At 71.5% G+C, this 12,173-nt stretch carries 10 protein-coding genes and 3 pseudogenes; 2 read left to right on the top strand and 11 right to left on the bottom strand.

The features are described from left to right. Nucleotides 1-5: 5 nt before the first annotated feature. Both ACFWYW_RS11415 and ACFWYW_RS11420 read left to right on the top strand, forming a co-directional pair. Nucleotides 6-2,555 carry a BTAD domain-containing putative transcriptional regulator gene (locus tag ACFWYW_RS11415; protein WP_379616654.1) on the top strand — a complete coding sequence of 850 codons (2,550 nt, stop codon included), beginning with the start codon at nucleotides 6-8 and terminating at the stop codon, nucleotides 2,553-2,555. An 89-nt stretch (nucleotides 2,556-2,644) separates the two neighbouring features. Next, complete coding sequence (locus tag ACFWYW_RS11420; RefSeq protein ID WP_379616652.1) at nucleotides 2,645-4,189, top strand: endonuclease/exonuclease/phosphatase family protein; 1,545 nt, start codon at nucleotides 2,645-2,647, stop codon at nucleotides 4,187-4,189. A 40-nt stretch (nucleotides 4,190-4,229) separates the two neighbouring features. Here the strand turns inward: ACFWYW_RS11420 and ACFWYW_RS11425 are convergent, their stop codons facing one another. From ACFWYW_RS11425 to ACFWYW_RS11475, 11 genes and pseudogenes are all read right to left on the bottom strand, one after another. Then, nucleotides 4,230-4,715, bottom strand: coding sequence for a hypothetical protein (locus ACFWYW_RS11425; RefSeq protein WP_379616650.1), 486 nt, complete (start codon nucleotides 4,713-4,715; stop codon nucleotides 4,230-4,232). A gap of 51 nt (nucleotides 4,716-4,766) precedes the next feature. After that, on the bottom strand, nucleotides 4,767-5,675 hold the full coding sequence (gene era / locus ACFWYW_RS11430) for a GTPase Era (protein ID WP_379616648.1): 909 nt from the start codon (nucleotides 5,673-5,675) through the stop codon (nucleotides 4,767-4,769). Between the two features lie 18 nt (nucleotides 5,676-5,693). Next, nucleotides 5,694-6,173, bottom strand: a complete 480-nt coding sequence (locus tag ACFWYW_RS11435; protein ID WP_379616646.1) for an NUDIX domain-containing protein — start codon at nucleotides 6,171-6,173, stop codon at nucleotides 5,694-5,696. 1 nt (nucleotide 6,174) lies between these two features. Beyond that, nucleotides 6,175-6,492, bottom strand: coding sequence for a cytidine deaminase (locus ACFWYW_RS11440; RefSeq protein WP_379616644.1), 318 nt, complete (start codon nucleotides 6,490-6,492; stop codon nucleotides 6,175-6,177). Nucleotides 6,493-6,503: 11 nt separating this feature from the next. After that, nucleotides 6,504-7,136, bottom strand: a complete 633-nt coding sequence (locus tag ACFWYW_RS11445; protein ID WP_379616642.1) for a hypothetical protein — start codon at nucleotides 7,134-7,136, stop codon at nucleotides 6,504-6,506. A gap of 586 nt (nucleotides 7,137-7,722) precedes the next feature. Next, nucleotides 7,723-9,012 (bottom strand): hemolysin family protein, encoded by a 1,290-nt coding sequence (locus ACFWYW_RS11450; protein ID WP_379616640.1) that lies wholly within the window; start codon nucleotides 9,010-9,012, stop codon nucleotides 7,723-7,725. Continuing rightward, entirely contained in the window at nucleotides 9,009-9,485 is a 477-nt protein-coding gene (gene ybeY / locus ACFWYW_RS11455) for an rRNA maturation RNase YbeY (RefSeq protein WP_379616637.1), read from the bottom strand. The genes ACFWYW_RS11450 and ybeY overlap by 4 nt, the downstream gene beginning before the upstream one ends. Nucleotides 9,486-9,531: 46 nt before the next feature. Beyond that, a pseudogene (locus ACFWYW_RS11460) lies at nucleotides 9,532-9,867 on the bottom strand (PhoH family protein); the annotation flags it as partial. A gap of 261 nt (nucleotides 9,868-10,128) precedes the next feature. Then, nucleotides 10,129-10,956: pseudogene (locus ACFWYW_RS11465) on the bottom strand (LAGLIDADG family homing endonuclease); the annotation flags it as partial. Further along, a pseudogene (locus ACFWYW_RS11470) lies at nucleotides 10,945-11,649 on the bottom strand (PhoH family protein); the annotation flags it as partial. The pseudogenes ACFWYW_RS11470 and ACFWYW_RS11465, both read right to left, overlap by 12 nt. Nucleotides 11,650-11,746: 97 nt before the next feature. Continuing rightward, on the bottom strand, nucleotides 11,747-12,091 hold the full coding sequence (locus tag ACFWYW_RS11475) for a histidine triad nucleotide-binding protein (protein ID WP_379616635.1): 345 nt from the start codon (nucleotides 12,089-12,091) through the stop codon (nucleotides 11,747-11,749). Between the last annotated feature and the right edge of the window lie 82 nt (nucleotides 12,092-12,173).

The raw sequence follows: 12,173 nt of genomic DNA on the forward strand, positions 1-12,173 counted from the left end.
ATAGCGTGGAATTTCGGATCATGGGGCCGCTGGAGGTGCGCCACGGCGGGGAGGACCGCACCCCCACCGCGCCCAAGCACCGCGACCTGCTGACCATGTTCGTGCTGAACGCCCGCCGCCCGCTGAGCGTCGGACGGCTGCGCGAGCTGTTATGGCCACGCGAGGGCGGCGACCGCTCCGACTCGCTGGTCCGCGGCTACATCGGCCACCTGCGCCAGCTCCTCGGCAAGGACGTGATCACCACGGTCTCCGGCACCTACACGCTCGCCGTCGAGGAGGAGCAGCTCGACGTCAACCGGTTCAGGAGCCTGGTCGAGCAGGGCGGCTACGACGAGGCGCTGACGCTGTGGCGCGGCCCGGCGCTGGAGGACGTCGACCCCGACGGCTCGCGCTGGCTGGAGACCGGCCGGCTGCGCGCGGAACTGGAGGAGCTGCGCCTGCTGGCCATCGAGCGCAGGAACCAGCGGGCCCTCGACGCCGGCCGGCACCGCGACGTCCTGGCCGAACTGCGTGGCCTGGTCGCCAGGCACCCGCTCTGGCAGCGATTTCGCGGGCAGTACATGCTGGCCCTCTACCGCAGCGGCCGGCGCGTGGACGCCCTGGCCGCCTACGCCGCGCTGCGCGAGGAGCTCGACGGCGGCCACGCCATCGAGCCCGACCCCGATCTGCAACTGCTCTACCACCGCATGCTCCACGACGACGTCTCCCTGCACGTCTCCGCCGGGCCGCCGGTGCTGCTGCCGCGCGACGTGGCCGACTTCACCGGCCGGGGCGAACTGCTGGAAGAGGTGGTCGGGGACCAGGTGGTCGTCCATGGCCAGGCGGGGACGGGCAAGTCGGCGCTGGCCGTACACGCGGCATGGCAGCAGCGCGCGAGCTTCCCCGACGGCATCCTCTACGCCGACCTGCGCGAGAACGGCGACCCCGCCGCGGTGCTCGAGGACTTCCTGCGCTGGCTCGGCTGCCCCGCCCAGGCCGTCCCCGACTCGCGGGAAGGCCGCGAGCGGCTGCTGCGCGCCTACGCGGCCGGCCGCCGCCTGCTGGTCCTGCTCGACAACGCCGCCGACGAGGAGCAGGTACGCCCGCTGCTGACCTCCTCCCCCACGGTCATCACCAGCCGGTCGGCCCTCGCCGGTCTGCCCGGCGCCAGGCGGCTGCCGGTCGGCGTGCTCGGCCCCGAGGAGTCGCTGGAACTGCTGAGCAGGAGCTCGGGCCGCGAGCCCGGCGAGGCGCTGGTCCGCCTGGCCCGGTTCTGCGGCGGCCTGCCGATCGCGCTGCGCGTGGCCGGCTCACGGCTGGCCGCCCGACCGGCCTGGACCGCCGACTACCTGGTCGGCCTGCTGGAGAACGAGCACCGGCGGCTCGACGGCCTGCACGCCGGCGACCAGACCGTGCGCAGCGCGTTCGCCATCGGCTACGACGGCCTGCCGGAGGCGGCCGGGCGCACGCTGCGCGGGCTCGGCGCGCTGTCGGCGCCCGACGTGGGCGACTGGGTGACCGAGGTCTTCGGCGGCCAGGCCGAGGCGCTGGTCGAGGCGGGCCTGCTGGAGGCGTACACAGTGGACGTGGCCGGGCAGGTCCGCTACCGCACGCACGAGCTGGTCCGGTTGTTCGCCCGCGAGCAACCAGACCCGCCGGGGCTGTCCGCGCTGGTCACGCTGGTGCTGGCCCGGGTGCGGGTCTCCCGCTTCCCCCTGGTCTCCGGCGATCCCGCCGCCGCCTTCGCCACCCGCGAGATCAAGGAGTCGGTGCAGTGGCTGGCCGCCGAGCGCGGCTTCCTCGTCGCCCTGACCGGCGACCTGTGGCGGGCCGGGCTCGACGCTGACTGCTGGCGGCTCGCGCACCTGCTGACGCCGTTCCTGGAGCGCCACCGCCACCTCGACGACTGGCGTACCGTCCTGGCCCACGCCCTGCCCGCCGCCCAGGCGACCGGCGAACCCCGGGCCGAGGCCCTGATCCTGCGCGACGAGGGCGACCTGCTCCTCGCCGAACACCGCTGGCAGGAGGCGCACGAACGCCTGCGCCTGGCCCTGGGCCTGTTCCACCGCGCGGGCTCCGTGCGCGACGCCCACCACACCCGCCGCCGCCTGGGCCGCGCCCACCTGGAGCTGGGCCGCCCGCAGGACGCGGAACGCCTGCTGACCACCTGCCTGGAGGCGGCCACGGGCGAGCGCGAGCGCGCCGACACCCTGCTCGTCCTCGGCGAGGTGCTGCGCCGCGCGGGCCGCCCGGAGGAGGCCGACGCACACCTGAGCGCCGCCGCCGAACACCTCACCGCCCTCGGCGACCGCCACCGCCACACCGACGCCCTGCTCGCCCTGTCCTCGGTACGGCTGGCGCGACACGACGTCCCGTCCGCCCGCGACGCCGCCGAACAGGCCAGGAGCATCGCCCTGCGGCTCGGCGACCGCCTGCTCGACGCCGCGGCGCTGACGGCCCTGGCCGAGGTCAACACCGCCGAGGGCGCCACCGGCCGCGCGGCCGAGCTGACCGCCCAGGCCCGCGACATACTCAAGGAGCTTGTCCAGACAGGTGCTCCACTTGTCCACCCTTGACCAGGGTGGATACTAGTCAGACTGCGTACATCTGGGCTTTACTTTGCCAGTGGATGCTCTCTTCGGACAGCCAGCCACTAGGAGCCCCGATGCGTCTACTCCCCCTGTTAGCCGCCGCCCTCCTCGCCATGACCGCCGTGACCGTTCCCGCCCGCGCCGCCGCCCCCGACGGCACACTCGCCCTCGAATCGAGCGCCGTGCGGGCCGGCGACCCGATCAGGCTCTCCTACTCCACGCCGCGCCCGCACGCCCAGAACTGGGTCGGCCTCTACACCGAACCCGGCAACGGCCCCGTCGCCGAGCAGTTCGTGGGCCCGTCGCTCAAGTGGGTCTACACCCCCGACGCCAACGGCACCGCCTCCCTGCCCACACAGGGGCTGGAGCCCGGCGACTACGTCGTCTACTACCTCGCCCAGGACGGCTACGCCTGGCTGGCCCAGCCCGCCCGGCTCAAGCTCGTCAGCTCCGCCGCCCTGCACTTCGTCACCTCGCCCTTCACGCTGCGCAACGGGCGGGCCGGCACGCCGTACGGTGCGAGCGTCACAGGACTGGTGAAAGGCGACACGAGCGGACTGACCTTCACCAAGAAGGCGGGCGCGGCGTGGATCGCCGTCGCCGCCGACGGCCGCGTCAGCGGCACCCCCGCCGCGGCCGGAACCTCCGCGCTCACCGTCGAGGCGCGCAACGCGGCGGGACAGACGAGCACCGCCTCGGTCTCGATCCGGGTACGCGGCGCGAGCGAGACGCTGGTGCCCCGGCTGAAGGCGATGAGCTGGAACCTGTGGCACGGCGGCAGCCAGGTCTCCGGCGGCCGGGAGAAGCAGCTGCGCTTCCTGCTGGACCGCGACGTTGACGTGGTCGGCCTGCAGGAGACGTCCTCGACCTCGGCGCGGGAGCTCGCCCAGGCGCTCGGCTGGGACCACTTCCAGGCCGGCGCCGACCTGGGCATCATCAGCCGCTACCCGATCACCGCGCGCGGCCCGCTGCCCTCGCAGTCCGGGCTGGCCGGCATCTACGCGCGCGTCCGCCTCGACGAGCGCACCGGCCGCGAGCTGGTCCTGTGGAACGCCCACCTCGGCTACACCCCCTACGGCCCCTACGACGCCTGCTTCTCCAACCGCACCACCCAGCAGTTGCTCACCCGGGAGGCGGACTCCGGCCGCACCGGCCAGATCCAGGCGATCATCCAGGCCATGGGCGGCCACCTGCAGGCCGCCGGGACCCACCCCGTGCTCCTGACCGGCGACTTCAACGCCCCCTCGCACCTCGACTACACCGCCGCGGCGGCGCCGTCCCACTGCGGGCGCTCCGGCATCCCGTGGCCGACCTCGAAGCTCCCCGAGCAGGCGGGACTCAAGGACTCCTACCGCGTCGCCCGCCCCAACCCGGTCACCGCGCCCGGCAACACGTGGTCGCCCGTCTACAAGACCTTCACCGGCGGGTACGGCTACGACCACCGCATCGGCGACCCCGAGCCGCAGGACCGCATCGACTTCGTCCACTACGCCGGCGGGCTGAGCGTCGAGTCCTCCGACGCGGTCGTCGCCGGGACCCCGGCCCCCCACCCCGGCCACGGCGGCAACGAGTGGACCTCCGACCACGCCGCCGTCCTGACCACGTTCACGCTCACCTGACCGACGGGGGACGGCGGGCAACCCCGCCGTCCCACCCCGCTCAGCCGCGACGTGGGAGCAGGGAGAGCACGGCGAAGACCACGACGGCCAGCGCGCTGCCCAGGGCGGCGAACCACCCGTACTGCAGCACCGGCTCGATCGCCAGGAATCCGCCCAGGTCAACCGAGATCCGGTCCCCCGCGTCCCGCGGGCCGGCCACGAAGAGCACGAGGACGGCCGCCGCCACCCCGCCGGGGATCGCCGCCAGCCCGGCCCACGGCCGGCGTCCCGTCATCAGCCCGGCCAGGCCGAACGCGCCCGCGACCAGCCCGGCGATCAGGGTGTAGACGCCGAAGCCGTCGTCGATGCCGCGCACGGTCCTGACGACGCCCGCGCCGATCAGGTCGCTGCGCGCCGAGAGCCCAGCCCAGGGCAGGATCGCGCAGACCACCAGCAACGCCCCGGCCGCGACGACGGCGAGCGCGTAGCCCCTGCGTGCCTTGCGTTCCGGCCTGCCCGACACCCGCGGCGAAAGGTAGTCGCCCACCCGATCACCATAAGCCCGCCCGGCGTCGCGCACCACAACCCCGCCGGTGGCTCAGTCGAAGAAGCCCAGCCTGCGCAGCTGCTTCGGGTCGCGCTGCCAGTCCTTGGCGACGCTGATGCGCAGGTCGAGGTAGACGCGGGTGCCGAGCAGCGCCTCGATCTGCTTGCGGGCCCTGGTGCCCACGTCGCGCAGCCGTTCCCCCTTGTGCCCGATGATGATGGCCTTCTGCGAGGGACGCTCGACGAACAGGTGCGCGTAGATGTCGAGCAGGTCGTCGCGGCCCTCGCGGGGCAGCATCTCGTCGACCACGACGGCGATCGAGTGGGGCAGCTCGTCGCGTACCCCTTCCAGCGCCGCCTCCCTGATCAGCTCCCCGACCAGGACCTGCTCGGGCTCGTCGGTGAGGCGGCCGTCCTCGTACAGGGGCGGCGACTCGGGCATGTGCCGGACGAGCACGTCGGCCAGCGCGCCGAGGTTGTCGCCGGAGGTCGCGGAGACCGGGACGATGTCGGCGAACTCCCCCAGCTCCGAGACGGCCAGCAACTGCTCGGCGATCTGCTCCTTGGAGGCCAGGTCGCACTTGGTGACCACGGCCACGACGGGCGTCTTCTTCACCGCGGCGAGCTTCTCGGCGATGAAGCGGTCGCCCTTGCCGATCGCGTCACCGGCGGGCACGCAGAAGCCGATGACGTCCACCTCGGTCAGCGTGGACAGCACCAGGCTGTCGAGGCGCTCGCCGAGCAGGGTGCGCGGGCGGTGCAGGCCCGGCGTGTCGACGATGATCAACTGGGCGTCGGGCCGGTGGACGATGCCCCGGATGACGCGCCGGGTGGTCTGCGGCTTGGACGAGGTGATGGCCACCTTGGTACCGACCAGGGCGTTCATCAGCGTGGACTTGCCGACGTTCGGCCTCCCCACGAAGCAGGCGAAACCGGCGCGATGGTTGTCTGGCGAAGTCACATACTCGATTGTGGCCCATCAGCCACCGTGCTGCCGCCACCAGGCGTACACGTCGGGCAGCACGTGCGGCGACCACGAGGTCATGTCGAGCGCGGCGAGATCCCCGGGAAGGGCCCAGGTGAAGTCGTTGATCTCCTCGCCGTCGGGGGTGGGCGTGGCGGCTCCGGTGAGCACGCAGGCGTAGGCGGCGATGACGTAGGCGACCTCGTGGCCGTTGGGGTAGTGGGTGCGGAAGTCCGGCCCGCCGTACACGCCGATCAGGCCGCGCACCGAGGCCTCCACGGACAGTTCCTCGCGCAGCTCGCGCACGACGGCGTCCTGCGGCCGCTCGTCGGGGTCGATGCCGCCGCCGGGCGTCGCCCACTTCCCGACGTCGCCGTGCCGCGCGAGCAGCAGCCGCCCCTCCGCGTCGAACACACACGCCGTCACCGAGGGCAGCACCAGCAAGCGCCCGCCCACCGCGGCCCTGAGCTCGGCCAGGAACGGCGACATCGCCATGTCAGTCCCTCAACCGGCCGTCGGGACCGGCCACGAGCAGCCTGCCGCCCAGCTCGCCGACCACCGCGGCGTCCGCCTCGCTAGGGCCCTCGCCCTCGGTGACCAGCGCGGCGGCCTCCAGGGTCCGCGCGCCGCTGGAGATCGCCATGGCCGCGGCGACCTGCACGGCGGAGAGCGTGAGCGCGTCGAGCGCGACGTTGGTGGCCGAGTAGGTGCGTCCGGTCTCATCGCGTACGGCGGCGCCTTCCCGCGAGCCGTTGCGCGCCCTGGCCGACCGGGCCAGCGTGATGATCTTGCTGTCTTCGGGATCGAGAGTCACGGAAGACTAGGTTAGGCCCTGGCCATCCCGAGCACCGACTGCGCCAGTTGCTCCGTGCGTTTAGGATCGACCCGCTTGAGCCCGGTGTGCACCAGCGACACCAGCGTGTCCCCCTCACGCACGAGCAACACGTTCAGCGCGTACGGATACCCGTTGAGCCGCCCCGCCAGCTCCGCCGCCACCGCCTCGTCACCCACGCCGCCGACCGGCAGCGTACGCAGCCGCAGGTCGGTCCCGGCACCGGCGTTGACCGCGTGGCACTCCCGCAGCGCCTTGCCGAGGTCGTCGATGTGCCACTCGGCCTCCGCCCCCGCGTACCGTGCCAGCGCCACCCCGGCCGTCTCCCCAAGCGCGTTGCCGGGATAGCTGGCCGCCGCCTGCGCGGTGAGCGCCCGCCGCGGCGCCTTCCCCGCCACCGGATCGAGTACGGCACGGCAGTTCCGGTCACGGGCGGCGAACGGCACCTTCCACGCCTCCTGCGGCCGTGGCGAGAATCCGTCGGGCAGCTTGGGATCCTTTATCAGGATCTCCTTGAGCCGCTCCTGCGCCCGCATGTCGAGATGCGCGTCGACGGCGCCGCCCCCGCACGCGGTCAGCCCCGCCATCAGCAGCGCGCCGACGATGATCCACACTCCGCGTTCCATGTTCCCCCCGGAGGGCGATCTCCCCAGAACGCGAAAGCGGCAATCCACCGGAGAAGCCAACAACCAGTCAGATGCCTATGGAAACGCTTAAGGGTGCTCTCGCCCGTTTTATCGGACGAGAACACCCTTTACGCCGAGCAACGTCGCGATCTGCTGACCGAGACGTTGCCGTCCCCCCAGGGGCTACCTCGCGCCGCGAACCCCACCCGGCGTCCGGATCGCCCCTCTTCGACACCCACCGCACTGGGCGTCTGTGACTAGATTGCGCTACCTCGCTTGCATTTCGCTTGTAGAACACTTAATACGACTTTGTACGACTCCTCATGGCCCCCCACCTGCGGAAACGCACCGGACCCGCACCACCACCGAGACGGCAACCCCGACCCTGTCCCGGGCAAACCCCTGCCGCGCCGAGCCGCCACAGCGTCAAAGGCAGCGGCCCCCGAAGGCGGCCCACACACCCGGCAGGCCCACCCCGCCGGGCAGGCGCCGCCAGGGCGAGCGCTGCCAAGGCGAGCGTTCCCGAGGCGGGCGCTGCCCAGGGCGCAGACGGGCGGGCTCGACGGCAGTGCTTGAGAGGGCGGGGTCAGTCCTGTTCGGCGGAGGCGGGGATGGGTTCGTCGGAGTCGGGGCGGGTGCGGCGTACCACCACCGTGCTGATGCGGTTGCGGCGCCCGGCCAGGCTCTCGGCGGTCAGCTCCAGCCCCGCCACCCGCGCGTGCGACCCCGCGATGGGAACCCGCCCCAGCGCGTGCGCCAGCAGTCCGCCCACCGTCTCGACGTCGTCCACCTCGATCTCGGTGTCGAACAGCTCGCCCAGCTCGTCCACCGGCATCCGCGCCGTCACCCGCATCGCGCCGTCGGGCATGGCCTCGACCCTGGGCGCCTCCTGGTCGTACTCGTCGGTGATCTCGCCGACGATCTCCTCCAGGACGTCCTCGATGGTGACCAGCCCGGCGGTCCCGCCGTACTCGTCGATGACGATGGCCAGGTGGATCTGGCGCGCCTGCATCTCACGGAGCAGCTGGTCGATCGGCTTGCTCTCCGGCACGTACGTGGCCGGCCGCATGATGGACTCGACCTTCTCCGTGCCCTCGCCGCTCTCGTGCACGCGCCGGGTGATGTCCTTGAGGTACGCGATGCCGATCACGTCGTCCTCGTTCTCCCCCACGACCGGGATGCGCGAGAACCCGCTGCGCAGGTGGAGCGAGAGCGCCTGGTCGAGCGTCTTGCCGCGTTCGATGAACACCATGTCGGTACGCGGCACCATGACCTCGCGCACCAGCGTGTCACCCAGCTCGAAGACCGAGTGGATCATCTCCCGCTCGTCCGGCTCGATGACCCGCCGCTCCTCGGCCAGGTCGACCAGGTCGCGCAGCTCCGCCTCGGAGGTGAACGGGCCCTCGCGGAAACCCTTGCCGGGCGTGAGCGCGTTGCCGAGCAGGATGAGCAGCTTGGGCAGCGGACCGAAGATCTTGGTGAGGCCGTAGACGACGGGAGCACTGGCCAGCGCGATCGGCTCCGCGTGCTGACGGCCCAGCGTACGGGGAGAGACTCCGACGATCACGTAGCTGACCACGATCATGACGGCGGCGGCGCTCACGTACGCCCAGCCCTGATCGCCCTGAACGTCGATGAACAGCAACGTCACGATCACCGTGGCGACCAGCTCGCAGCTCAGCCTGAGCAGGAGCAGCAGGTTGAGCGAGCCGGACGGGTCGGTGACGATGTCCTGCAGGCGCTTGGAGCCTCTCCTGCCCTCGCGCACGAACTCCTCCGCCCGCACCCGGGAGATGCGGGTCAGCGCCGTCTCCGCACTGGCGATCAGGCCGGCGATCACCACGAGGAGGATGGCCAGAGGCAACCAGGCGTTCACCGCGGGGAGCGCACCTCTTTCCACGACGCGAGAAGCTGGGCCTGCAGCCCGAACATCTCCTTGTGCTCCTCAGGCTCGGCGTGGTCGTAGCCGAGCAGGTGGAGGATGCCGTGGGTGCACAGCAGCTCCAGCTCGTCGGCGGCGCTGTGGCCGGCCTCGGCGGCCTGCCTGGCCGCGACGGGCGGGCACAGCACGACGTCGCCGAGCAGGCCGGGCTCCGCCGGGCCCTCGGAGTCGCCGCGGGCGCCGCCGCCCGGACGCAGTTCGTCCATCGGGAAGGCGAGCACGTCGGTGGGACCCGGCTCGCCCATCCACTTCTCGTGGAGGTCGGCCATGGTGTTCTCGTCGACGATGAGCAGGGACAGCTCGGCGAGCGGGTGGATGCCCATCTCGCCGAGCACGTGGGTGGCGAGGGCGACGAGCGTCTCCTCGGCGACCTCGTCACCCGACTCGTTGTTGATCTCGATGCTCACGCGCCCTCCTTCGCCGGGCGCGCGAGCGCGAGATCCGGTAGCTCTCTCATCGCCTGGGCCCCCGCTGCTGCTGCTTGACCGACTTCAGCTCCTGCTGCTTCAGCACGTCGTAGCGGCCGTAGGCGTCGACGATGTCGCTGACGAGCCGGTGGCGCACCACGTCGACGCTGGTCAGCGTCGCGAAGTGGATGTCGCGGATGTCCGAGAGGATGCCCTGCACGACGCGCAGGCCGCTCTCGGTGCCGGAGGGGAGGTCGACCTGCGTGACGTCGCCCGTCACCACGATCTTGGAGCCGAAGCCCAGCCGGGTGAGGAACATCTTCATCTGCTCGGGCGAGGTGTTCTGCGCCTCGTCGAGGATGATGAAGGCGTCATTGAGCGTGTTGTGCGTCAGGAGGAAGTCCTCGGTGACGTACAGGGAGTCCTCCGCCGCCACCTGGATGCACACGCACTCCGCGGTGCCCGCCGGTTCGATGCGGTCCACGAACCTCATCGGCCGCCCGCCTCCGGCGGCGGCGTAGGCGTCGGCCTTCCTGCTGAGCCGGAAAGGCTCAACGCCTTCCGGCAACCGCAGGTCGAGCACGTAGGTGTCGCTGCGGTGACGCACCTCCCGCCCTCTGGCGTGACCCGGAGCACGCCCCTGCGCAGGACGCTCCCGCCAGTAGGCGACGCCGCCGAGCGACTGCGCGAGGAAGACCAGGTTGTCCCGCAGCCGCGGCGATGTCGTGCTGAACTGGATGCGGCACGACCCGCCCCGCTGCAGAACCGGCCCGCCGTCGGAATCGAGCAGGCCTTGAAGCACGGCCAGCCTTACCTCCGCGGAGTTGTACAGGTACGGATCGGGCACGAACTTCGTGCCGGAACGCGTGCCCGCCAAGCCCAGACTCCGCATGACGGCGGTGACCGGATTGGCCGTGGTCACCCGATCGCCCGCCGTCGCGACCCGGTTGAGAACGTAGTCGGGCCCGCTCTTCCGCCGTACGACCACGCCGGGCAAGGCGCCTTCCAGCGCCTGTGCGAGTTCAGCGTCGGCGGTCGAGAAGGACGGCGTCGTGGAGCCCGTGACGCATCCGTCGCCCAAGATCAGGCCCAGGGCATACGGATCCATGGGCACCGGCTGCTCGGGGAAGCTGACCGGCGCACCCAGCATGGGCAGTTCCCACTTGCGGTGGTGAGCCGTCCGGAGGTCGCCGACCATCTCCTTGGTCTCCAGCACCCTGTACGGCTTGCCGCGCCGGGCGTCGTCGCGCGTGCGGACGGCCCAGAGATGGTCTTCCGAGGCCAGGACGGAAGCCCCGTCCTGGCTGAAGAGGCGGTAGATCCGCTTCTCGCCCTGTGGATAGACGCCGAGCACGGGCGTCGGCTCGCCGTTGGAGCCGATGACCAGATCCCCGACCTGGAGATCCCCGATGGCGCGGAACCCCTCGGGCGTCAGGACGCCGGAGTCGACCGGTTGCGCCCGGCCGCGCATGTACGCCAGCGGCGCGACCTCGATCGTGCCCGCGGCCATGAGCTTGGGGATCGTCTCGGGGTCGAGCATGTCGTGCAGCGCGTCGTAGAGCGGCCGGAGATAGGGGTCGATCTTCTCGTAGAGCGTGCCGGGCAGGAAGCCCAGCCGCTCCCCCGCCTCGACCGCCGGCCGGGTGAGGATGATCCGGTTGACCTTCTTCTCCTGAAGCGCGCGGACCGCCTTGGCCATGGCCAGGTAGGTCTTGCCGGTGCCGGCGGGGCCGATGCCGAACACGACCGTGTGCTTGTCGATGGCGTCGACGTAGCGCTTCTGGTTGGCCGTCTTGGGGCGGATGGTCCGCCCCCTGGAGGACAGGATGTCGAGCGACAGCACCTCTGCGGGCCGCTCGGAGGTCATCTTCATCATCGCGATGCTCCGCTCGACGGCGTCGGGCGAGAGCTCGCCGCCGTTGCGCAGCACCTCGACCAGCTCCTCGAACAGGCGCACGACGGCGCCGCTCTCGTCGGGGGTCCCGGTGATGGTGATCTCGTTGCCCCGGACGTGGATGTCGGCCCGGAAGGCGCCCTCGATGACGCGCAGCAACTCGTCACGGGAGCCCAGGAGGCTGACCATCGGGTATTCGTCCGGGATCAGCACCTTGGCCTGAGTGCGCGAGGGAGGTGCCGTGCGTCGGGATTCGTGTAGTTCGGACATGGGTCAGGCCCTCGGGCCTGATGCCTCCCGGTCTTAATTCGGGTGTACTTCTCTGGCCCCATCGTAGCCGGGAGTGGCCCGCGCGCTCGCGTCAATATCAGCCGGGAGGCCAGGTCAGGTTGCGCCCCCCGAGAACATGCGCGTGCACGTGGAAGACGGTCTGCCCCGCACCGGCCCCGGTATTGAACACCACGCGGTACCCGGTTTCGGCCACCCCTTCCTGTACGGCGACCGCGTGGGCGGCCTTCAGCACGTCGTCGGCCAGCCCGTCGTCGGCCACGGCCAGCGCCGCGGCGTCGGAGTGGTGCTCCTTGGGAATCACGAGCACGTGCGTGGGCGCCTGCGGGTTGATGTCACGGAAGGCGAGCGTACGGTCACTCTCGTGGACGACGTCGGCCGGGATCTCCTTGGCCACGATCTTGCAGAAGAGGCAGTCGGTCACGGGAGTAGCCTAGCGAGGCGACCCGTTGCCAATCGGTAATCCTGCGTACCGTGCGCCGGAAGATCCACGCGGTTAGGGTGTG

It is taken from the genome of Nonomuraea sp. NPDC059023 (genome assembly GCF_042740095.1).
Classification (GTDB): Bacteria; Actinomycetota; Actinomycetes; order Streptosporangiales; family Streptosporangiaceae; genus Nonomuraea.

Bases quoted from the DNA above. Each gene is read 5' to 3' on its own strand.
- ACFWYW_RS11420 (WP_379616652.1), top strand. From the start codon at position 2,645: ATGCGTCTACTCCCCCTGTTAGCCGCCGCCCTCCTCGCCATGACCGCC.
- ACFWYW_RS11445 (WP_379616642.1), bottom strand. From the start codon at position 7,136: ATGGAACGCGGAGTGTGGATCATCGTCGGCGCGCTGCTGATGGCGGGG.
- ACFWYW_RS11435 (WP_379616646.1), bottom strand. From the start codon at position 6,173: ATGGCGATGTCGCCGTTCCTGGCCGAGCTCAGGGCCGCGGTGGGCGGG.